We start from the raw sequence: 18,874 nt of genomic DNA on the forward strand, positions 1-18,874 counted from the left end.
GATCGGTGGCGAAAAGGGCTTTCCTTTTGCGTCTTTCAGCGTATCTAGCGCGATGAGATGTGCATGAGGCCGCCATGACCGATCAATCCCAGCCCCCCGTCGTTGAAACCCTGCGCAGCCTGCCCAACTGGCGCTACATGTTGCAGGAATGTGATGAGCTTTACCGCTACCTGCCCGCAGGTGGCAGTGACCGGATCAGGGGCCATCAGCGCAAGGTGCGCGAAGCGATCAGCAGGCTGCTCAAGCGCAATGGCGAGGTGCGTTTGCAGCCGCGTGCGGAGAAACCTGTCACCGCCCATCTGCGCCGCGCGCTGGATGAGGGGCGGCAGGGGGTGTTGGCCCCTGCCGTACGGGCGCTCGATGCCGTGGCGCCCTGCCTCAGCTGGCAGTATGGGTATGAGAAAGTGCCCAAGGGCCTGCAAAACACCTTCGCCTATGCAGAGATCGCGGGCACCAATGGCCCGATCCTCAGTGATGAGATCATCCTTGGCGTTGTCCTTTTCGCCCCCGGCTGTACATACCCCGCGCATGCGCACAAGGGGATTACCGAAAGCTATGTCTGCATGTCCGGTGCGGTGTCAGAGAACCATCAGGGTGTCTATGTGCCCGGCTCGATGATCTTCAACCCGCCCGATCATTTGCACCGCATCACCGTGGGCGACCGGGAGCCTGCGCTGCTGGTTTACGCGTGGATCGGCGACAAGGCCGATCTGCACAATCAGAAGATGGTGTTTACCCGCAGCCGGAAGTGATCAGCCAGCGGCCTTTCGGCGCAGCCAGGCAGCCAGATCGTCTTCGTCCATGCGCCGCTGTGCCACTTCGCGGATCAGGTCGCCGGCTTCAACCGCCGCATGATCCAGTTCGACGCCGTTCAAGGCAAGGCAAACGTCCATGGCCTGATGCGCTGTGCGCTTGTTGGCGTCGTTGAAGACATGCCCGGTGGCGATGGCCACACAGTAGGCGGCCGCCAGATCAAAGACATCTGTAATCATGCCGTAGACAAGCCGATTGTCGACCCGCCCCAGCGCGCCGTCCAATGACTTGTCTCCCGCCATGCCCTGCAATTCGCCGGGGTTCAAAACCGCGTCGTGAATGGCGTCTACCATCCCGGCATCCAAAAGAACGTAGGTCATTTGTCTTTGAGGTAATCAAGCACGGGCTGGTTGATGTGGCGGCGGCTTTCAATCGCCTCCATCACCTCATCCAGTGTCGCGTAGCGTGGCTCTTCCTGCAATGTCGCCTCCGTCGGCACAAAATACCCCACACATCTGGAGTTTTTCATGATCGCAACCGGTTTTCCGCCGGAACGTTCCAGCACCTTATGCGGCTCGCGCATCTCGGTCATGGTGGCGATGTGGTTGGTCAAAATGCGTGTCATGGGGTGTGCTCCATAATGTGTATTTCAATATACACACCCCCGCCAAATCTGCAACCCCAACGCCCCACCTAGAGCAGCCGACCCAAAACCTGAGGCACTCAGTTGCGCAGAAAGGCCCCGGCTGCGCCGCGACGCTTGGTCCTGGGAAAATTCTGTTTGGCTGAGGGCCTCAGGTTTTGGGTCGGCTGCTCTCGGCCGGAGTCGGCCTCCGCCGCCGCACCGAAATCAGCAGCCCCAGGGTCAGCACAACCAGCGCAAGAACGCCAACCCAGCTCAGCGTTTCGCCCAGGATCAATGCCCCCAGCAACGCGCCGCCCCCCGGCACAGCCGCCAGAATGGACGAGGTGTTGGCATTGCCAATCGCGCGCGAGGCATGGGCGATGAACAAAAGCCCCATCAGGTTCGGCACAAACCCCTGATACACCGCCTGCACCAAAAGCGGCCCCATCGGCGCCTCCGCCAGTCCGGAGGGCAGCCATAACGCCCAGACCGGCAGATAAAGAACCGCGTTCACAATGGTGCCGCAAAAGATGATCTGCATCGGGCCCAGCGCCCAGCGTTCGGACAGGATCATGAAGGTGGCAAAGAACATCGCGCCAATGACAAACAGAATGTCCCCGATCCACGCATCCGCCCCCGCCTTGGCGCTGCCTTCCCATGACAGCACCGCCGCCGCCACAAGGATCAACCCCGCGCCGATCACCTGTCGTACGCCGGGCCGCAGGCGAAACAGGACAATGCCGAACAGGATACTGATCAAGGGCAGCACCCCGTTCATGAAAATCCCGCCATGAGCGGCGGGGGCATACAGAAATCCCGAAAAGACGATGAGAATGTAAATCGGCCCCAGAACGAAGGCCAAAACCGCGATCCTGTGCAGCGCCATCCCCCGCCATGGCTTGTAATAAAGACACAACGGCAGCGCCACGATGGCCGCAAGCCCATAGCGCATCGCGGCCAGATCATAAACCGTCAGCCCGCTGTCTTCGGCCACACGGCTCACGATCAGCCAGAACGACCAGACCAGAACGATGCTCCACGCAGCAGCGAAACCCGTGACGGTTGGGGAAGGGCGGGAAAACATCTGCGGGCACTCGGCTCAAAAGGCAGGGACCTGTGCCCCCGCCCAGCAGTAGAGGGCCTGCACGGGGCTGGCAACCCGGTTGGGTTCGGTCTCAATGCCCGTTATACCTCACCCAAACCCTATCGCATGGAAATGACCCTCATGGCCTGGATCAAGACAATCCCCTTCGACGCCGCCACCGGCAAGCTGCGCGACCTTTACAAGCGCGTCACCGGCCCCAACAACAATGTCGACAACATCATGATGATGCACTCCCTGCGGCCTCACACGATGGAGGCGCACATGGCGGTCTACAAATACGTCCTGCACCACCGCGACAACACCATCCCCAAGTGGTTTCTGGAGGCCATCGGCGTCTGGGTTTCAGCGCTCAACAGCTGCCATTACTGTGTGGAACACCACTTCGCCGGTATGAAACGCCTGCTCCAGGACGATCCGCGCAGCGACGCCCTGCTCAACGCCATCAAAGCCCAGGACATCGCCGCCATGCCGCTGGACGCGCGCGAACACGCCGCCATGCGCTACGCCCAACACCTCGCCCAATCACCGGGCGATATGGCGCAATCCGACGTCGAAGCGCTGCGCATGGCCGGCTGGGAGGATGGTGAAATTCTGGAGATCAATCAGGTGACCGCCTACTTCTGTTATGCCAACCGCACTGTGCTGGGCCTTGGCTGCTCGACCGACGGCGATGACATCGGCCTCAGCCCCGGCAACAACGATGATCCCGACGACTGGAACCACCGCTGAGCAAATCACGACGTATCTTACAGACCGCCGGCCTTTTGCCCCAAACGGGTCCCCAACCCGACGTCAGGCCCAGGGCCCGTTACAAACCACCCAAGCCGCCCCTCTTTTTGGCCTTAAATATCCCAGTGCACCGCGCGCCCCACGCGCCTTGGGCCGCGTTCAACCCTGCGCGTCGAACCACCCCAAAATCGCCTGCGCGACCGCCGCTGGCTTTTGATGATGCAGCCAGTGATCTGCACCCGCAATCTCCACCCGTGTGAGGTCTGCGGCAAACGCCTCCAGGCCTTCCGTCGCCTCTGGCAAAAGCGCCCGGTCCTCCGTCCCCCAGATCAACAGATGCGGACAGCGCACCTGCAACCGGTCGACCGGCAATGCGGGGAGACCCGCCAGCGGCTCTCCCGGTTTGGCCACCGCAAGGGGGGAGGCGCGGTACCAGTTGATCATGCCGCGCAACCGTCCCTCCCGCGCCCATTCGGTCAGATAGGCCTGCCGCGTTTCTCCGCTGAGCCAGGACAGATCCATATTGGCCGAAAAGAGCGTCAGCAGCTTGGCAAATCCATCAGCGGCAAAGCGGTCTTCGGATCCTTCCGCCCTCAGCACGTGAATATACTGCGATGCCGCGGTCTGCGCACCGCCCGCTGCCAGCGCACGCTGGAAGGGCACCGGATGCACGCCGTTCATGATGATCAGACGGTCCACAAGGGCCGGATGGAACATCGCCAACCCATAGGCCACCGCGGCCCCCCAGTCATGGCCCAGCACCGTGACCGGCCCGTCCCCGATCAGCGCCACCATATCGCCCACCAGCTTGCCCGCTGCATAATCTGACACTGCTTCGGGCGCCCAGCTTTGACCGTAACCGCGCTGATCCGGCGCAATGCAGTGAAACCGCTCGGCCAGCAGCGGGGCAAGATCGCCCCAGGCGCCGCCGTATTCGGGGAACCCATGCAGCAACAGCAAGCGCGGCAGGCTGGGATCGCCCCAGCGGCGGATGTGAAAAGGGTGGCCATCAAGATCAATGGTTTCGGATCGGCAGTGGGTCATAAGGTCCTCCGCCCGCCAGCGTGACGTGGGGCGCGGGGCAGTGCAAGCGTTACATATGGTCATGCGGATGTCCCTTGAGGAGCGCAGCCACGCAGTGGCTTCCAAAGCCCGGCGCCGGGGCGTAGAGAGGAGGCATGACCACCTCCACAATGACATATCCGGGCCATTTGCGGGCGATTCTCACGCTGGGTCTGCCGCTGATTGGCGGGCACCTGGGGCAGGTGGCCATCGGGGTGACCGATACGGTCATGCTGGGCTGGTATTCGGTGGAGGCGCTGGCGGCGGTGACACTTGCCAGCACGTATTTCTTTGTGTTCTTCATCTTCGGCTCGGGCTTTGCGGCGGCGGTGATGCCGATGGTTGCCAGTTTTGCCGCCAAGGAGGATGAAGTCAGCATCCGCCGCGCCACGCGCATGGCGCTGTGGCTGTCCACGGCTTTTGGCATCGCCACATTGCCTCTGATGATCTGGTCCGAACCGATCCTGCGACTTCTGGGGCAGGAGGAGGCCGTGGCGACGACGGCGGGCGCCTATCTGGCGGTGGCCGGCTGGGGCATCCTGCCGGCGCTTCTGGTGATGGTGCTGAAATCCTATCTGGCGGCGCTGGAGCGCACGCAGGTGGTGTTCTGGATCACCATCCTTGCGGCGGGGGTGAATGTGCTGGCGAATTACGCGTTCATCTTCGGCAATTGGGGCGCGCCGGAGCTGGGGGCCGTGGGGGCCGCGGTGGCGTCGCTCTGCACGCAGATCGTGTCGCTCATTGCGGTGGTTCTCTACATCCTCATCGTGGTGCCGCAGCACCAACTCTTCGTCCGGCTGTGGCGCAGTGACTGGCAGATGCTGGTGCAGGTGTTCCAGTTGGGCTGGCCCATTGGCCTGACGATCCTGAGCGAGGTGGGGCTGTTTGCGGCCTCCGCCTTCATGATGGGCTGGCTGGGCACGGTGCCGCTGGCGGCCCATGGGATCGCGGTGCAACTGGCATCGCTGACCTTCATGGTGCATCTGGGGCTGAGCAACGTGGCCACCATCCGGGTGGGCAACGCCATGGGGCGGCGCGATCCGGCGCATCTGCGGCGCGGGGCGCTGGTGGTGACGGTGATGTCGGTCACCCTTGCGGTGCTGACCATTGGCCTCTTTGTCGGCTGGCCGGAGCCGTTGATTTCGCTCTTCATGCAGCGCGATGAACCGGCGCGGGCCGAGATTTTGCAGGTCGGCGTGGGGCTGCTGGTGATGGCCGGATTGTTCCAGCTGGTGGACGGGACACAGGCGATTGCGCTGGGTCTGTTGCGCGGCATGCAGGACACGCAGGTGCCCATGGTGATCGCCGCTTTCAGCTATTGGGTCATCGGGGTGCCCTGTTCGTATCTGTTGGGGTTTGTCTTTGGCTTTGAAGGGATCGGGATCTGGGCGGGCCTCGGGATCGGCCTTGGCGTGGCGGCGATCCTGCTCAACTGGCGGTTCTGGCGCAGCGGTGTGCGGGGGATGTCCACGCAGGCCGATGTGGCAGAAGGATAGCGGGTCTGGGCTGCGGGGCTCTCCATACCAGCAGGTCCGGTGCCCCCCTTGCCCCCGCAGGCTCTGCCACTGTGCTGCCCCTTTGCCAAGACAAATAGCGGTTTCCCGCGAAGGGCGGGTCCCTCCGCGATTTATCTTGGCAAAGCGCCATCCCATTGGCCGATCTTGCGCAGGCAAGGGCGGCTCCGGACCAGCAGGAGGGACGTGGGGCTGGCCCGGAGGCGCGCGGGTGGGGTGGCATCAGAGCATGAAGTCGCTCTCGGCCACCTCATTCACCCACGTCAGCAGGATCTCTGCATCGACGGCGCCGTTGCCATCGGCATCGATCTGCACGGTCTTGTCGGCAAAGAAGAACGAGCCCTGACCGCCACCGGCAAAGCTGCTGCCCGTCTGGAAGGTCAGATCGCCCATGTCGACCAGGTGGATCTTGTCGATGCCGCTGTCAAAGCCGCGCACTTCGTCGCGGGCAGCGGCGCCCACACCGGTGTCGCCGGTGCGGAAGACAAAGATGTCCGCGGCATCGGTGTCTTCCCAATCCAGCAGCAGATCCGCCCCAGCCCCGCCCACAATCCAGTCGGTCCCTTCGCCGCCGGTCATTGTGTCGTTGCCGCCGTTGCCCTGCATCCGGTCGTTGCCGTCCTGCCCGTGCAGGTCGTCATTGCCGCCTTGCCCCTTCAACAGGTCCCTGCCATCGCCCCCGGTGACGCGGTCATTGTCCGCCCCGCCCAGAACGGTATCGTTGCCGCCCCCGCCCGAGACCGTGTCGGCGCCGCTGCCGCCGGTGACAAGGTCGCGGCCATCCTCACCATAGAGCGTATCATCGCCGGTGCCGCCCGCGACGGTATCATCACCCGTGCCGCCGCCGATCCTGTCGTTGTCGTCATAGCCCTTGATCAGGTCGTTGCCTTCGTTGCCATAGAGCGTGTCGTTGCCCTTGCCCCCGGTCAGGGTATCGGCCCCGTGCCGCCAGCCACGAAGTCGTCGCCATTGCCGCCATCGACCAGATCATCGCCGTCATCCCCGTGCAGGCGGTCGTTGCCGTCCTGTCCGCTGACCGTATCATCGCCCGCACCGCCGCCGGCAAGGTCCTCGCCTTCCTCGCCCTTGATCATGTCATTGCCGTCTTCGCCCCAGATCGTGTCCCTGCCCATGCCGCCGAAAGCCCGGTCATTGCCGGCACCCCCGCCAAGGTTGTCGTTGCCGTCTTCGCCCAGCATCAGATCATTGCCGTCCTGACCCCAGAGCGTGTCATTGCCCAAACCGCCAAACATGACGTCATTGCCCTCATCCCCGCCGGATTTGTCGTCACCCGCACCGCCAATGACGGTGTCGTTGCCCGCACCGGCCCAGATGCTGTCGTTGCCGCCGCCTGCGTCGAAAATCTCATGGGCGGCATCGGCGAGGGCAAAACTGTAATGGCCCGAGTGCAGCGCCTCGCCGCCCTTGGTGCCGTAGAGGATGTTCTGCCCATTGAAGAAATAGTTCAGCCAGCCTGCGACATCATCCACCTCTTCATTGGCGTTGCCGTCTTCGTTGCGGAACCGTCCGTCGCGGTATTCAAACCCCACGTGGTAGACCGCATCGGCAACCGTATCGATGAAATCGCGGCCCTGAAAACGAAACGCGCCGCCGTCGCCCTGAACAAGGTGAAACCCGGTTTCCGTGTTGCCTTCGTCATCGCCGTGCCCGTCGACAAAATCGGCATAGAGCGCAGGGTTGGCGCGGATATGATCAGAGATCGCGCGCAGATCATCCGGGGTCAGGCGACCGTCAATGTTGACCCCGGTGGCGGTGATGGCAGTGGTGATCACATCGTTCATCAGTTCTGCCGCCGCCGCACCATCTTCGATGTCGGCGGGGGATATGTTGGCTTTCAGGCCGGGCTCGGCGCGGACCAGATCGGCGATGGCGCTGAGGCCCGGAATAAGGCGTTGTGGCATGGCTTTAACCTCCAGTTGAATCGCTTTTGATTATGGCTGAAGGGCATTCGCGCAGTGTGTTCGGGTTTGTGCAAAGGGGCTTTGTCGGCCACCACTGGGTCGGCAAGAACCCGTGCGCGGGCCGGCGCAAAGGCACCATAAAACCGGAGAAAAACCGCGCGTCCCGGCGGCGTGCGGCGCTGCGCGGGAATTGGCGCAGCGGCTTGCCGGAAATGGGCGGGATCAGTCCTTCAGCAGGCGGTCGGCCTTTTTGCGCACCAGGGTGCTGCGCAGGTCGTGCATGGCCAGCAGCAGATCGTCGGTGACCGCTTCAAGCTGGGCATCGCTGGCTTTGGACTGCGCCCATTGGGTGGTCAGGTTCAGATGATCCACCGCGCGGTAGATGTCGTCGATGTCGCGGTGCGCCAGCACCTCGCGGCGGTTTTCCATCCAGCCGCGGATGTGGGTCAGGTCCGTCTCCGTCAAAGTGCGGTCGCCGTGGGGTTTGATCTCTCCGTTGCGGATGTTGACCACGGCGATCTGGTCCATCTCGATCCGCCGCTGGCGGTTCTCGGTGTCCACGCGGAAGACGGCGGCGCCGTTGTCTTTGACGCGGTAGTAGTAGTCCGGCAGGTCGGAAGGCATCTCAGACGCTCCTGTTGTCAATGCAGCGCAGCAGCGTGCCGTCGCAGTCAATCAAGGCAAAGATCCTGATGCCATCGGGGGCCGGGACCGTCTCAAACGTCCGGGGGCGACCCATCGGGTCATCGGGCAGGTCCAGCGCCCGCCATGTGGCCAGCAGATCGTCGAAATCATCCACCCGGATGCAGGCGCTGAACCAGCTTTCGGCAGGGATCAGCTCGGGATGGGCGAAAAATTCAACCTCAAGCGGGCCGCGCTGAAGGATCATCCATCCGTCATCGAGGTAGCCCCGATCAAACCCCAACTGCCCATAAAAGGCTTCGGTCACATCAAAGTCCCGGCTGGGCAGGTTGGCCGTGATGCGGTCCGCCGCCATGTCAGGTCATGCCTGCGCAGAAGGTCGTGATCCGCGCGCAGGCTTCCGTCAGGGCTTCATCCGAGGTGGCATAGCTGACGCGGAAATTGGGCGACAGGCCAAAGGCCGCGCCAAAGACCACCGCAACGCCGGTCTCCTCCAGCAGGGCCGTGGCAAAGGTCTCATCATCGGTGATCTTGGTGCCTGCTGCTGTGGTCTTGCCGATAAGCCCGGCAATTGACGGGTAGACATAGAAGGCGCCTTCCGGTGTCAGACAGCTGATCCCGTCGATGGCATTCAGCGCCTTGACCACCAGATCGCGGCGGCGCACGAACATCTCGTTATGCACCGGCAGGAAATCCTGCGTGCCGTTCAGCGCCTCCACGGCGGCCCATTGGCTGATGGAGCAGGGGTTGGACGTGGATTGCGACTGCACCTTGCGCATCGCCTTGATCAGATGCTCTGGCCCTGCGGCATAGCCAATGCGCCAGCCGGTCATGGCATAGGCTTTGGAGACGCCATTGACGGTCAGCGTGCGGTCATAGAGGCGCGGTTCGACCTCTGCGGGGGTGCAGAACTTGAAATCGTCATAGGCGAGGTGTTCGTACATGTCGTCCGTCATCACCCAGACATGCGGATGGCGCATCAGAACATCCGTCAGTTCTTTCAGCTCATCCCACGTGTATCCCGCGCCCGTCGGGTTGGAGGGGGAGTTGAAGATCAGCCATTTGGTCTTGTCCGTGATGGCCGCTTCCAGCTGATCGGCGGTCAGCTTGAAACCTGTCTGAATGGACGCCTCCGCAATCACCGGCGTGCCACCGGCCAGCAGCACCATGTCGGGATAGCTGACCCAATAGGGGGCGGGAATGACCACTTCGTCGCCGTCGTTCAGCGTCGCCATCAGGGCGTTGTAAAGGACTTGTTTACCTCCCGAGGACACAGTGACCTGTGCGGGCTCATAGGAAAGCCCGTTGTCGCGGCTGAATTTTGCGCATATGGCCTGTTTGAGTTCTGGTATGCCATCGACAGCGGTGTATTTTGTTTTGCCTGCGGTGATGGCCGCGATGCCTGCGTCCTGAATGTTCCTGGGTGTGGGAAAGTCAGGCTCGCCCGCGCCAAGGCCGATCACATCCCGGCCTGCGGCCTTCAGCTCTGTGGCTTTGGTCGTGACCGCGATGGTGGGGGACGGTTTGACGCGTGCAAGTGTCGCAGAGAGAAAGTCCATGGTGGCCTCATTTTGGCAAAAGGTGCATGAGCCCTTCTAGGGGGCGCATTCGCACCGTTCAAGCTTCATCGGTCCATTGGGACCCGGTTCAGGAGAAGACAGATGGAAGACCACACAGATTGGTACGGCCCCGACGCCGCGACATTCGGCGACCGCATGGCGGCAGCCCGTGAACAGGCGGGGATGACGCAGGCAGGACTGGCCAAACGGTTGGGCGTGCGTCTGGCAACCCTGCGCGCCTGGGAGGAAGACCTGTCAGAGCCGCGCGCGAACCGTCTGTCGATGCTGGCGGGGCTGTTGAACGTCTCCATGATGTGGCTGATCAACGGCGAAGGTGAAGGGCTGGATGATCCGTCTGCCGACAGCAATCAACCGGCTGAATTGAGCGCGGTTCTGGCCGAAATGCGCGCCCTGCGCAGCGAAATGCACGAAAAGGCCGAAGCGATGGGCCGTCTGGAAAAGCGCCTGCGTCGGATGGTGCAGGAACCCGCCCATGCCTGAAACGGCAGAGCACCGGGTCAAACGGCTCGCCATGCGCTCCATGCGGCGCGGGATCAAGGAAATGGACCTGATCCTGTCCGCTTTTGCGCAGGCCAATCTGGCGTCCATGGATGACGCAGGCCTCACGCTCTATGACCGGATGCTCAATGAGAACGACCATGACCTCTACCAATGGGTCACCGGGCAGGTGGACCCGCCGACCGATTATGCGGGGCTGATCAACCGCATAAAGGCCCAGATTTCAACAGCCCGCACGGTTTAACCAAATATTCTGGTTTTTTGTTCAAAGTCCTCTCCGTCAACAGTTTTTGGAGAGCAATGATGAGCGTGCAGGAAAAGATCGCAGCGCCGCTGCTGGATAAGGGGTTCATGAGTGGATACCTTGAGGCCCTATCACTGGTGGAGCGGTTACACCGTCTGCTGCTGGACGTGATCAAGGATGAATTTGAACGGGTCGGGGTGTTGGAAATCAACGCCGTGCAGGCGCTGCTTCTGTTCAACATCGGTGAAAACGAAGTCACCGCTGGCGAGTTGAAAAGCCGCGGGTACTATCAGGGCAGCAATGTCAGCTACAACCTCAAGAAGCTGGTGGAGATGGGCTATATGCACCACCAGCGGTGTGAGATCGACCGCCGTTCGGTCCGTGTGCGCCTGACCGAAAAAGGCCGGGGCATCCGCAACGTCGTGGGAGAGCTGTTTGCCCGCCACGCAGACGGTCTTGAGGACAAGGGCGTGCTGGGGCCGGAGGGGATTTCCGAAATCACCACCTCCCTCAAGCGGATGGAACGCTACTGGACCGATCAGATCCGCTACATCTACTGATCCACGCTGGGCAGGGGCGGCAGGTCGGCCTGCGAAAAGACCAGCCCGTCCAGCTCCCGCAACAGCTTGCGCCGCATGGCGTCGGCGTAATCGGCAAATCCGATGGCGGTCTGCACAAAGGCATCCGGGCCCAGTATCACCTCGGCCCGGTAGTAAGAGGACAGCTCGCCAATCTCTGACTGGCGAATGTCCCCGATATTGGGATCATCGACTCCGATCACCAAACCGTTGATGGTGATCCCCTCCGCTTCCAGCGCGTCGCGTACATCACGGGGGCGGGGGCCAAGGTTGGATTTCCCGTCTCCCGACAGATCAAGCGTCCGTTTCCAGCAATCCGGCTGCTGCGCCAGCACTCCCGCGCCTTTCTGCATGGCCCGCCCCAGCGCGGTGCCGGGGGTGGCGTCTCGCCTCGTGGTCTGGCGCAGGGTTTCGATCACGATGTCCAGCGCGGCGGGGCTGCCGATCTCGGACCAGGGCACCAGTGTCACCTGATCCGCAGGCCCGCTCCACTCATAGACCGTGATGCGCACCGGCGCCTCCGGCATGGCCATCAGCTTTTGCCGCACCTCGGGGTGGTTCAGCGCATCCGCCAGCCCGCCCAATTGCAACCGATACTCCCGCGCATCCACCGATCCCGACACATCAAGCCCCAGCGCAAGCGCCTGCCTGCAGTCCGCCGCAGCCTGCGACGCGGCGCAGACATATAAGGCAAAACAGGCCGCGCGGATCATCCTGCGTCGTCCTGTCCTGCACCTCGCGGCAATGCCCCAATGCTGGGCGGAGACAGCTCACGCTCCAACTTGCGCCGCATCGCGCGCTCGTAATCCTCAAATCCGTTGGCCACGATCATGAAGGCGCCCGGCCCCCGGATCACCTCCCCCTGATAAAAGGCCAACAGCCCGACTTCGCCCTCAAAATCTGCCGCATTGACCACCAGACCGTTCACCGTGACCTCATCAAAGGGGAATTCGCGATAGGCGGCTTCGGGGCCGAACCCTTCGTTGTTCTGCCCGTCCCCGGCCATATCCAGCGTCTTGCGCAGGCAGGGCGGCGCGCGTTCCAGCAGGCGGGAGCCGTAGCCCAAGGCATATCCCATCGCAGTGGGAAACTCGGTATGGCTGCGCGTGCTGGCCGCGACCGTCTCTGCGGCGCTGACCAGCGCTGCGCGGCTGTCGATCATCGTCCAGTCCAGAATAAGCTGCTGCTGATAGCGCCCTGACCATTCATAGATCGCCAGCGCAACATGCTGATCCGCAGCGAAAAACGCAGCTTCCACTTCCGGAGACGTCAGTGCCGCAACCACGCCGCTGCGTTGGAGCGTATCCTCTCGCGGGTCCACCGAACTGCTGACATCCAACGCCAGAACCAGCGCCAACCGGCATTCCGCCACAGCCGGTGTCGCACAACACAGCGCCAATAGAATGCCTGCCAGTCGCATCATCCCGCTGTCTCCCGCTGTTCAAGCGCGCCAATGGCGGGTGGGGTCAGCTCCCGTTCCAGCTTTTGCCGCATGGCACGCAGGTAATCGTCGAACCCGTCGGCCACCACCATGAACGCGCCCGGACCATGCAGCACATTATCGCGGTAATAGGCGGTCAGCCGGTCCTCCGTCTGAAAATCCGCCGCATTGGCGACCACCAGACCGTTCACGGTGATGTCGCCAAAATCGGGCAGGGCATAGGCCATGGCAGGGCCGGGGCCTTCGTTGTTCTCCCCGTCACCGGCCATGTCGATGGTCTTGCGCAGACAGCCCGGCGCCCGCCCCATCATGCCCGCGCCAAAGGCCAGCGCTTCGCCCATTGCCGTGGGAAACTCCGCATAGCTGCGCTTGCTTGCTCCCACCACATCCGCGGCCTGCGCCAGCGTGGCGGGGCTGTCGATCACCAGCCAATCCAGCACGATTTCCTGATTGTATCGCCCGGACCATTCATAAACGGCCAGGGCAACCTTTTGATCGGCCATGAAAAACGCCGCTTCCACCTCCGGCGCGCGCAACGCCGCCGCCATGCCGCCGCGTTGCAGGATGTCTTCATCCACATCAACAGAGCTGGAGATGTCCAGCCCCAGCAGCAGCGCCAGACGGCACTCCGCCGCGGCGGTCGTGGTCGCAGTCATGGCCATCACGCAGCCCGCAAGAAGGGCTGCGCGCGTTACCAATGGCCTGTGTTTTCCATGCTGGCCCATGGCTCCGCGACGGGCAGGTTGTCGCCTTCCTGCAAAAGCTCGATCGAGATGTTGTCGGGGCTGCGCACAAAGGCCATCCGCCCTTCGCGGGGCGGGCGGTTGATGGTCACGCCATTGTCCATCAGGTGCTGGCAGGTCTCATAGACATTCTCGACCGTATAGGCGAGGTGCCCGAAATGGCGGCTGTCACTGGGCAGATCGTCATCGCCGTCCCAGTTGTAGGTCAGCTCCACGTCCGCATGGCCGTCATCCATGCCGGGCGGGCAGAGGAAAACAAGCGTAAACCGCCCGCCTTCGTGATCGATCCGGCGACGTTCCACCAGCCCCAGCAGCTTGTAAAATGCGATGGAAGCATCGAGGTCTTTCACACGCACCATCGTGTGCAGGTATTTGATTGGCATGGGGGTATGGTCCTTTGCGGCCAGTTGGTTTGGGGGCTTGGGCGCTCAGAACAAGGATTGGAACCCGATCTGCAGGCCAAGGTTTTGTGTTTCAAAGGCGGGCACATTCGAATCCGTCCGGCTCGCTTCGAGTGTCAACTTAGGCGCAAAGCCGTAGGTGTCAAAATCAACAAAGAGTAATGAGGCGGACAGGACCGCCCGTTCGTCTTGCCTTGGATCGGCTGTGAAGGTTGGATCGTCATACCGTCGCAACTCGGCGCGCATGCCTATCCGGGCAATGGCACCAAACACCTCATTTGGGTGGGTATAATCCACCCCAAGTTTCAACCGTGAATGGGTCAGGGCAGGGCTGTCCGTATCGACCCGGACCAGACCTGCATTCCATCCCAGTCGCCCCCCGTTTTTTAACGGTTTGCTCCATCTTCCGTCCAGTGTCCCGGTAAAGCCAGATGCCAGATCCGTGTCCTTGCGATCAGCATAGCCAAGGGTTGCGCTCCAGCTGAACCTGCGCCCCTCAGGCCGCTTGAAACTCTGGCGCCAGTTGACCCGCACTTCATCGGCCAGCGTATTGCTCCCCGACCAGATGCGACCAAGGCTCAGCGAGATGGTTTGCCGTGGTCGGTCCGGTCCGGAGGTGAAGTCCCGGCCAAAGGTGCCTTCAATACGTCGATAGGCCAGATCTGATTCATCCCGCACCGCAGTGCTGTCATCGCCGGTGAAATAGACAAGGCTCTCCGTCCAGCCAAACGCAAAAAAGTGCCGCTGGGTCGACTTCTCCGCAAAATTGTAGCGCAGCCTGACATCTGAGCGCACCTCGAAACCTGCGATCGGGTCCGCGGCGGTGAGGGTGATGTCGTTGTACGGGATCTTGTTGTCACGGGGTGCGTTGTTGATGTTGTCGCTGGGCCGGATCCCGAAAGAGAGGTTCACCGACCAGGGGTTGGTCCGGCGCAGATACGCATAATCCTGCGCAACCCTCTTTTTCAGCTGCGCATTGGGCGCAACCTGCGCCGCCCGCCGCAGCCACAGCTGCGCCCGTGTGCGCTTGCCATCCGCCGACAGCGACTGCGCCATCGCAAGGGCAGAGGCGTATCTGTCGAGCGGGTATTGGCTCACGGCCCAGGCCCGTCGTGCGGCCTTTTGAGCGGGGCCATAACGTCCGAGGCTCCGCAGGGCCTGCGCCTGTACAATCAGGCTGGGGCCATCGTCCGGATCGCGCTTTATCAGAACCGACGTCACATCAAGTGCGGCTTGCGGATGCCCGGACGTCAGCAACCGGGCCGCCACAATGCGGGCTTCCTCCGGGGTCAGGTCAGCTTGCTGTTGTGCGCCGCCGGTTGTTGCCAGCGACGCCACCAAGCCCAGCAGGAGGGCGAACCGTCGCATCACCGCGCCGCGATGAAGCCACCAACTTCCCGAACTTCGCCGTCTGTCGTCCCGCTGCCATCTTGCACAACGATATAGGCGGCCACCTCTGTGCCTCCGGCGCCGGCAACCACACCGGACCAGTCGCCTTCGCGCACCTGATCGCCTGTGGCGACGTCGATTTCAAAGGCTTCGGCTTCATCGATCGTGCCGTCGTCACGGTTAATCGTGGTGTCTTCAAGGACGATCTGAGTGCCAAGGCTGCCCAGTGCAACGCCGTTCTCATCGTAAATCACACGGTTGGTGACCCTGCCGTTGATCGCGCCGGTGACGTCGAAGTCTCCGAAGTCCGCCGTGACCTGCGCATCGCCGGTGACGAAGTTCGCATCATTGGCGCCGGTCGTATCGGTCGTGATCCGCACCCCGGCATAAGAACCGGTGAACACGTAGATCGCCCCGTCTGTGGGCAGGTTGGGCGCGCCGCCGACGATCCGCTGTGCGCCCGCGCCGCCGTAGCCGAACTCGTTATACTGGGTCGTATGGGCCGCCGCCACCTGTGTCTGGCCTGAATCCGACCGTCTGAAGACCGCGAAATACTCAATCTCGCCCGGCCCGTCCTGCAAGCTCTCATAGGCGCCCCATCCGTTGGCCAGCGCCGATCCCGGAACACGCACATAGACGTTGTTGTCATCATCGAAGGGCAGGTTGTTAAGCCGCAGCGTATCGCTGCCGCTGTCGTACTCGATGTTGTTGAGGCGCAGGAACTCCGCTTCGTTGTCCGCGAACACACTGCCGACCCGCTCATCCCCGCCGGGCTCCGTCGCATCACCGCCAGCATCACCGCCAAAAGGAGGCGCACCGCCCCCGCAAGCTGCCAGCCCAAACCCGAGCGCAAGGCCCATCCAAACACGTGTCACTATGATCTGCCCTCGAATATTCTTGTTGCCGCCATCCTCAAATCCCGACCCCGCAATGTCAACGTACCGCGTCCCTCCCGGACGGATTTGGCCCAAAGGTGCAGCCGAAAAACAATACCGTATATGGCGGTTCCGATGGGCCATCTGCGCATATATAGTAAGAAGCGAATCTCCCTCACCTCATGGGCAGGTTCACGCCGATCATTTCGTGACTTCCACCACAAGGATGCCCCCATGCCCCTGACCCCTGAGCAACAGGCCGAAATCGACACCCTGCGCGCGCGGACCACGCCCACCCTGCGCGCCACCGTGCCGGGGATGGAGGCGCATCTTTACAAAGCCTACGACGTGCTCGACCACGGCTTCATCCGCGTCATCGACTACATGGGCGACGACGCCGCCATCTGTCAGGCCGCCCGCGTGTCCTACGGCAAAGGCACCAAGAGCGTGCAGAACGACGAAGGCCTCATCCGCTACCTGATGCGCCACTGGCATTCGACCCCGTTTGAGATGTGCGAAATCAAACTCCACGTGAAGTTGCCCGTTTTCGTCGCCCGCCAATGGATCCGCCACCGCACCGCCAACGTGAACGAATATTCCGCGCGGTATTCGATCTTGGATCGCGAATTCTACATCCCCGCGCCCGAACACGTCGCCGCACAATCGGTGGTGAACAATCAGGGCCGGGGCGGGGTGCTGGAGGGCGAAGAAGCCGCCCGTGTGCTGGAGATTTTGAAGGCCGACAGCAACCGCGCGTATGACAACTACGAGGCGATGATTTCAGACGACGGCCAACAGGGTTTGGCTCGCGAGTTGGCCCGCATGAACCTGCCCGCGAATGTCTATACCCAGTGGTACTGGAAGGTTGATTTGCACAACCTGTTCCATTTTTTGCGGCTCCGGGCGGACGCCCATGCGCAGTATGAGATCCGGGTGTATGCGGATGCGATTTGTAAGGTCGTGGCCGATTGGGTCCCCGCGGCCTATGGCGCGTTCGAGGATTACCGGCTGGGGGGTGCAACTTTATCGGGTAAAGCGCTGGACTGTATCAAGCGTATGTTGAATGGTGAGGAGGTGACGCAGGAGACTTCGGGCATGTCCAAGGGGGAATGGCGGGAGTTTTCGGGGGTTATTGGGTGAGGCAAGAGTTGCTAAATGCTGCATTGATGGAGGCAATATCGAATCTGCGCTCACAGAAAGAAGACTTGAGAAACGTTAGATCACATTCCGCATTCTCTGCGACGGTCTCCAGTATTATCGCATCCGTATTTGCTTCAATGATAGCGGGTCAGGACTTGGAACCTCTCTTTTCCGGGCACACATTTCTCGGGGTCAATTTCATCTTTCTTGGTGCAGTGTGCCTTTTTGTATTGAGCTTGTTCTTTTCGATGCAAGTATTGACAAAGGTGCAGGACGTAACGTTCGAAGCAAACCCTACGGCTTTGTTACATTGGTCAAAATGGGATGATCACGCCAATAGCGGGTTAACCCAACTAGTTGAAGATTTGGTTGGTGACTTTGAAAAAAATGAAGAGGTAATACACGGTGTGATGGGGAATCTTCAACTTGCGTTGATTTTTGGTGCTGCCCAAATTATTCCTTGGACTATGGTTGTAGCGAACATGGTGTAAACATGGCTGACAAAAAAAAACCTCCCGCGCCTAAACCAACCATTGTTACAAAGCGAAAAGCTTCTGGCGCTGATAGCTCACGAACAATGTTTATGCGTGACAATACTGCAAGGCAGTCAAAACAGCCAAAAACCAGCAATGCGAAGACGCGCGTAGTTCCTCCAAAAAAGAAGTAGGATGATAGCAAATGGGAAAAGATCAGGTACCTCCACCACCGCCGTCAAGTATCCCAACAAAACGGACTGGAGCGGATGAAAATGGCAAACCTCGTCCTCGGTAGCAAACTGTAACATTCGTAGGATGGGTGCTCGCACCCATCACTTAACCGTCCCAAACCAAGCAAGCGTAGGGTGGGTAAAACCCACGCGCCCGCAACACCCGTAGGATGGGTGCTCGCCCCCATCACCCGACTGCCCCAGCCAAAATGGGTGAAATCACCCATCCAATTCACCAAACCTTGACATCAACGCCAATCCATGATACGTACCACGTACCACGTACCATCATGCTCAAAACCTTCGCCACCAAACACACCCAAGCCCTCCACCAGACCGGGCAACCCGCCCGTCAACACCGCGCCTTCGCGCGTCAAGCCAAACGCAAACTCGCCATGCTCAACGCCGCCACGGACGTACGCGACCTCACCAGCCCACCCGGTAACCGCTTGGAAAAACTTTCCGGAGACAGGGCAGGGCAATATTCAATCCGTATCAACGACCAGTGGCGTATATGTTTCCGCTGGGACCAAGGAGATGCCTACGATGTCGAAATCTGTGATTACCATTGACCCGATCCACCCCGGCGAAATCCTCAAGGAGGAATTCCTCGAACCCCATGGCCTCAGCGCCACCGCCTTTGCCAAGCGTCTCGGTGTGCCCGCCAACCGCATCACCCGCATCATCGCGGGCAATTCCAGCGTGACCGCCGATACCGCGCTGCTGCTTAGCGCCGCGTTTGATACCTCAGCCGAGTTCTGGTTGAATCTGCAAACCGGGTATGACCTTGAAACCGCACGCCGCGATGAAACAATCTTGCGCAAGGCGGATTCCATCGAAGCCATCGCCGCCGCGTAGGATGGGGGCTTGCACCCATCACGCAACCGTCCCAAACCAGATGGGTGAAATCACCCATCCTACCCGAAA

At 61.4% G+C, this 18,874-nt stretch carries 25 protein-coding genes; 10 read left to right on the top strand and 15 right to left on the bottom strand.

What is annotated here, in order from left to right:
• Positions 1 to 74: 74 nt before the first annotated feature.
• A complete protein-coding gene (locus tag Q1A91_RS16485) occupies positions 75 to 752 on the top strand; it encodes a dimethylsulfonioproprionate lyase family protein (RefSeq protein WP_299879898.1) in 678 nt (225 codons plus the stop codon).
• On the opposite strand, the gene Q1A91_RS16490 is transcribed toward Q1A91_RS16485, so the two are convergent.
• The 3 genes from Q1A91_RS16490 to Q1A91_RS16500 all read right to left on the bottom strand — a co-directional run bounded on the left by Q1A91_RS16490 (position 753) and on the right by Q1A91_RS16500 (position 2,462).
• Complete coding sequence (locus Q1A91_RS16490; protein WP_299879901.1) at positions 753 to 1,133, bottom strand: type II toxin-antitoxin system death-on-curing family toxin; 381 nt, start codon at positions 1,131 to 1,133, stop codon at positions 753 to 755.
• Positions 1,130 to 1,378 (bottom strand): hypothetical protein, encoded by a 249-nt coding sequence (locus tag Q1A91_RS16495; protein WP_299879904.1) that lies wholly within the window; start codon positions 1,376 to 1,378, stop codon positions 1,130 to 1,132. Before Q1A91_RS16495 ends, Q1A91_RS16490 begins: the two co-directional genes overlap by 4 nt.
• Positions 1,379 to 1,547: 169 nt before the next feature.
• Positions 1,548 to 2,462: a DMT family transporter gene (locus tag Q1A91_RS16500; RefSeq protein ID WP_299879907.1), complete on the bottom strand. Its 915-nt coding sequence runs from the start codon at positions 2,460 to 2,462 to the stop codon at positions 1,548 to 1,550.
• A gap of 141 nt (positions 2,463 to 2,603) precedes the next feature.
• Here Q1A91_RS16500 and Q1A91_RS16505 point away from each other — a divergent pair, with 141 nt between their 5' ends.
• Positions 2,604 to 3,212: a carboxymuconolactone decarboxylase family protein gene (locus Q1A91_RS16505; RefSeq protein ID WP_299880535.1), complete on the top strand. Its 609-nt coding sequence runs from the start codon at positions 2,604 to 2,606 to the stop codon at positions 3,210 to 3,212.
• Between the two features lie 159 nt (positions 3,213 to 3,371).
• On the opposite strand, the gene Q1A91_RS16510 is transcribed toward Q1A91_RS16505, so the two are convergent.
• Complete coding sequence (locus tag Q1A91_RS16510) at positions 3,372 to 4,256, bottom strand: alpha/beta hydrolase (protein ID WP_299879910.1); 885 nt, start codon at positions 4,254 to 4,256, stop codon at positions 3,372 to 3,374.
• Positions 4,257 to 4,390: 134 nt separating this feature from the next.
• On the opposite strand from Q1A91_RS16510, the gene Q1A91_RS16515 reads away from it, so the two are divergent.
• Positions 4,391 to 5,770, top strand: a complete 1,380-nt coding sequence (locus Q1A91_RS16515; protein ID WP_299879913.1) for an MATE family efflux transporter — start codon at positions 4,391 to 4,393, stop codon at positions 5,768 to 5,770.
• Positions 5,771 to 6,010: 240 nt separating this feature from the next.
• Here Q1A91_RS16515 and Q1A91_RS16520 read toward each other — a convergent pair whose 3' ends face one another.
• The 5 genes from Q1A91_RS16520 to Q1A91_RS16540 form a co-directional block, all read right to left on the bottom strand.
• On the bottom strand, positions 6,011 to 6,718 hold the full coding sequence (locus Q1A91_RS16520; RefSeq protein ID WP_367278689.1) for a calcium-binding protein: 708 nt from the start codon (positions 6,716 to 6,718) through the stop codon (positions 6,011 to 6,013).
• Entirely contained in the window at positions 6,715 to 7,710 is a 996-nt protein-coding gene (locus tag Q1A91_RS16525) for a calcium-binding protein (RefSeq protein WP_299879916.1), read from the bottom strand. Before Q1A91_RS16525 ends, Q1A91_RS16520 begins: the two co-directional genes overlap by 4 nt.
• A 222-nt stretch (positions 7,711 to 7,932) precedes the next feature.
• Entirely contained in the window at positions 7,933 to 8,334 is a 402-nt protein-coding gene (locus Q1A91_RS16530; protein WP_299879919.1) for a hypothetical protein, read from the bottom strand.
• Position 8,335: 1 nt separating this feature from the next.
• On the bottom strand, positions 8,336 to 8,707 hold the full coding sequence (locus Q1A91_RS16535) for a bleomycin resistance protein (protein WP_299879922.1): 372 nt from the start codon (positions 8,705 to 8,707) through the stop codon (positions 8,336 to 8,338).
• A gap of 1 nt (position 8,708) precedes the next feature.
• Complete coding sequence (locus Q1A91_RS16540) at positions 8,709 to 9,911, bottom strand: pyridoxal phosphate-dependent aminotransferase (RefSeq protein ID WP_299879925.1); 1,203 nt, start codon at positions 9,909 to 9,911, stop codon at positions 8,709 to 8,711.
• Positions 9,912 to 10,013: 102 nt separating this feature from the next.
• Here Q1A91_RS16540 and Q1A91_RS16545 point away from each other — a divergent pair, with 102 nt between their 5' ends.
• Genes Q1A91_RS16545 through Q1A91_RS16555 form a run of 3 tightly spaced genes read left to right on the top strand, consistent with a single transcriptional unit; the run spans position 10,014 to position 11,234 of the window.
• Positions 10,014 to 10,412: a helix-turn-helix domain-containing protein gene (locus Q1A91_RS16545; protein ID WP_299879928.1), complete on the top strand. Its 399-nt coding sequence runs from the start codon at positions 10,014 to 10,016 to the stop codon at positions 10,410 to 10,412.
• Positions 10,405 to 10,674 (top strand): succinate dehydrogenase assembly factor 2, encoded by a 270-nt coding sequence (locus Q1A91_RS16550; RefSeq protein ID WP_299879931.1) that lies wholly within the window; start codon positions 10,405 to 10,407, stop codon positions 10,672 to 10,674. Before Q1A91_RS16545 ends, Q1A91_RS16550 begins: the two co-directional genes overlap by 8 nt.
• Positions 10,675 to 10,733: 59 nt before the next feature.
• Positions 10,734 to 11,234 (top strand): winged helix DNA-binding protein, encoded by a 501-nt coding sequence (locus Q1A91_RS16555; RefSeq protein WP_299879934.1) that lies wholly within the window; start codon positions 10,734 to 10,736, stop codon positions 11,232 to 11,234.
• On the opposite strand, the gene Q1A91_RS16560 is transcribed toward Q1A91_RS16555, so the two are convergent.
• Genes Q1A91_RS16560 through Q1A91_RS16585 form a run of 6 tightly spaced genes read right to left on the bottom strand, consistent with a single transcriptional unit; the run spans position 11,228 to position 16,101 of the window.
• The gene (locus tag Q1A91_RS16560) at positions 11,228 to 11,965 is read right to left on the bottom strand and encodes a DUF1194 domain-containing protein (RefSeq protein ID WP_299879937.1); all 738 of its coding nucleotides are present in this window, start codon (positions 11,963 to 11,965) and stop codon (positions 11,228 to 11,230) included. The genes Q1A91_RS16555 and Q1A91_RS16560 overlap by 7 nt on opposite strands.
• Positions 11,962 to 12,675 (bottom strand): DUF1194 domain-containing protein, encoded by a 714-nt coding sequence (locus Q1A91_RS16565; protein ID WP_299879940.1) that lies wholly within the window; start codon positions 12,673 to 12,675, stop codon positions 11,962 to 11,964. The genes Q1A91_RS16560 and Q1A91_RS16565 overlap by 4 nt, the downstream gene beginning before the upstream one ends.
• A complete protein-coding gene (locus Q1A91_RS16570; RefSeq protein ID WP_299879943.1) occupies positions 12,672 to 13,349 on the bottom strand; it encodes a DUF1194 domain-containing protein in 678 nt (225 codons plus the stop codon). The genes Q1A91_RS16565 and Q1A91_RS16570 overlap by 4 nt, the downstream gene beginning before the upstream one ends.
• A 35-nt stretch (positions 13,350 to 13,384) precedes the next feature.
• Positions 13,385 to 13,819 (bottom strand): VOC family protein, encoded by a 435-nt coding sequence (locus Q1A91_RS16575; protein WP_299879946.1) that lies wholly within the window; start codon positions 13,817 to 13,819, stop codon positions 13,385 to 13,387.
• A gap of 45 nt (positions 13,820 to 13,864) precedes the next feature.
• The gene (locus tag Q1A91_RS16580; RefSeq protein WP_299879950.1) at positions 13,865 to 15,205 is read right to left on the bottom strand and encodes a surface lipoprotein assembly modifier; all 1,341 of its coding nucleotides are present in this window, start codon (positions 15,203 to 15,205) and stop codon (positions 13,865 to 13,867) included.
• Complete coding sequence (locus Q1A91_RS16585; RefSeq protein ID WP_299879953.1) at positions 15,205 to 16,101, bottom strand: hypothetical protein; 897 nt, start codon at positions 16,099 to 16,101, stop codon at positions 15,205 to 15,207. The genes Q1A91_RS16580 and Q1A91_RS16585 overlap by 1 nt, the downstream gene beginning before the upstream one ends.
• 234 nt (positions 16,102 to 16,335) lie before the next feature.
• On the opposite strand from Q1A91_RS16585, the gene thyX reads away from it, so the two are divergent.
• The 4 genes from thyX to Q1A91_RS16605 all read left to right on the top strand — a co-directional run bounded on the left by thyX (position 16,336) and on the right by Q1A91_RS16605 (position 18,805).
• Positions 16,336 to 17,241: an FAD-dependent thymidylate synthase gene (thyX, locus tag Q1A91_RS16590; RefSeq protein ID WP_299879956.1), complete on the top strand. Its 906-nt coding sequence runs from the start codon at positions 16,336 to 16,338 to the stop codon at positions 17,239 to 17,241.
• The gene (locus tag Q1A91_RS16595) at positions 17,211 to 17,732 is read left to right on the top strand and encodes a hypothetical protein (protein ID WP_299879959.1); all 522 of its coding nucleotides are present in this window, start codon (positions 17,211 to 17,213) and stop codon (positions 17,730 to 17,732) included. Before thyX ends, Q1A91_RS16595 begins: the two co-directional genes overlap by 31 nt.
• Positions 17,733 to 18,156: 424 nt before the next feature.
• Positions 18,157 to 18,519: a type II toxin-antitoxin system RelE/ParE family toxin gene (locus Q1A91_RS16600; protein ID WP_299879962.1), complete on the top strand. Its 363-nt coding sequence runs from the start codon at positions 18,157 to 18,159 to the stop codon at positions 18,517 to 18,519.
• Positions 18,494 to 18,805 (top strand): HigA family addiction module antitoxin, encoded by a 312-nt coding sequence (locus Q1A91_RS16605; protein WP_299879965.1) that lies wholly within the window; start codon positions 18,494 to 18,496, stop codon positions 18,803 to 18,805. Before Q1A91_RS16600 ends, Q1A91_RS16605 begins: the two co-directional genes overlap by 26 nt.
• Positions 18,806 to 18,874 lie beyond the last annotated feature (69 nt).

The organism is uncultured Sulfitobacter sp. (genome assembly GCF_947500075.1).
In the GTDB taxonomy this organism is placed as follows: Bacteria; Pseudomonadota; Alphaproteobacteria; order Rhodobacterales; family Rhodobacteraceae; genus Sulfitobacter.

What these genes read in the sequence shown, in the direction of transcription:
- Q1A91_RS16560 (WP_299879937.1), bottom strand. Translation starts at nt 11,965, where the DNA reads ATGATCCGCGCGGCCTGTTTTGCCTTATATGTCTGCGCCGCGTCGCAG.
- Q1A91_RS16510 (WP_299879910.1), bottom strand. Translation starts at nt 4,256, where the DNA reads ATGACCCACTGCCGATCCGAAACCATTGATCTTGATGGCCACCCTTTT.
- Q1A91_RS16495 (WP_299879904.1), bottom strand. Translation starts at nt 1,378, where the DNA reads ATGACACGCATTTTGACCAACCACATCGCCACCATGACCGAGATGCGC.
- Q1A91_RS16490 (WP_299879901.1), bottom strand. Translation starts at nt 1,133, where the DNA reads ATGACCTACGTTCTTTTGGATGCCGGGATGGTAGACGCCATTCACGAC.
- Q1A91_RS16575 (WP_299879946.1), bottom strand. Translation starts at nt 13,819, where the DNA reads ATGCCAATCAAATACCTGCACACGATGGTGCGTGTGAAAGACCTCGAT.
- Q1A91_RS16550 (WP_299879931.1), top strand. Translation starts at nt 10,405, where the DNA reads ATGCCTGAAACGGCAGAGCACCGGGTCAAACGGCTCGCCATGCGCTCC.
- Q1A91_RS16500 (WP_299879907.1), bottom strand. Translation starts at nt 2,462, where the DNA reads ATGTTTTCCCGCCCTTCCCCAACCGTCACGGGTTTCGCTGCTGCGTGG.
- thyX (WP_299879956.1), top strand. Translation starts at nt 16,336, where the DNA reads ATGCCCCTGACCCCTGAGCAACAGGCCGAAATCGACACCCTGCGCGCG.
- Q1A91_RS16605 (WP_299879965.1), top strand. Translation starts at nt 18,494, where the DNA reads ATGTCGAAATCTGTGATTACCATTGACCCGATCCACCCCGGCGAAATC.
- Q1A91_RS16530 (WP_299879919.1), bottom strand. Translation starts at nt 8,334, where the DNA reads ATGCCTTCCGACCTGCCGGACTACTACTACCGCGTCAAAGACAACGGC.
- Q1A91_RS16565 (WP_299879940.1), bottom strand. Translation starts at nt 12,675, where the DNA reads ATGATGCGACTGGCAGGCATTCTATTGGCGCTGTGTTGTGCGACACCG.
- Q1A91_RS16545 (WP_299879928.1), top strand. Translation starts at nt 10,014, where the DNA reads ATGGAAGACCACACAGATTGGTACGGCCCCGACGCCGCGACATTCGGC.
- Q1A91_RS16540 (WP_299879925.1), bottom strand. Translation starts at nt 9,911, where the DNA reads ATGGACTTTCTCTCTGCGACACTTGCACGCGTCAAACCGTCCCCCACC.
- Q1A91_RS16600 (WP_299879962.1), top strand. Translation starts at nt 18,157, where the DNA reads ATGGGTGAAATCACCCATCCAATTCACCAAACCTTGACATCAACGCCA.
- Q1A91_RS16570 (WP_299879943.1), bottom strand. Translation starts at nt 13,349, where the DNA reads ATGACTGCGACCACGACCGCCGCGGCGGAGTGCCGTCTGGCGCTGCTG.
- Q1A91_RS16485 (WP_299879898.1), top strand. Translation starts at nt 75, where the DNA reads ATGACCGATCAATCCCAGCCCCCCGTCGTTGAAACCCTGCGCAGCCTG.
- Q1A91_RS16515 (WP_299879913.1), top strand. Translation starts at nt 4,391, where the DNA reads ATGACCACCTCCACAATGACATATCCGGGCCATTTGCGGGCGATTCTC.
- Q1A91_RS16580 (WP_299879950.1), bottom strand. Translation starts at nt 15,205, where the DNA reads ATGCGACGGTTCGCCCTCCTGCTGGGCTTGGTGGCGTCGCTGGCAACA.
- Q1A91_RS16595 (WP_299879959.1), top strand. Translation starts at nt 17,211, where the DNA reads ATGGCGGGAGTTTTCGGGGGTTATTGGGTGAGGCAAGAGTTGCTAAAT.
- Q1A91_RS16555 (WP_299879934.1), top strand. Translation starts at nt 10,734, where the DNA reads ATGAGCGTGCAGGAAAAGATCGCAGCGCCGCTGCTGGATAAGGGGTTC.
- Q1A91_RS16505 (WP_299880535.1), top strand. Translation starts at nt 2,604, where the DNA reads ATGGCCTGGATCAAGACAATCCCCTTCGACGCCGCCACCGGCAAGCTG.
- Q1A91_RS16535 (WP_299879922.1), bottom strand. Translation starts at nt 8,707, where the DNA reads ATGGCGGCGGACCGCATCACGGCCAACCTGCCCAGCCGGGACTTTGAT.
- Q1A91_RS16525 (WP_299879916.1), bottom strand. Translation starts at nt 7,710, where the DNA reads ATGCCACAACGCCTTATTCCGGGCCTCAGCGCCATCGCCGATCTGGTC.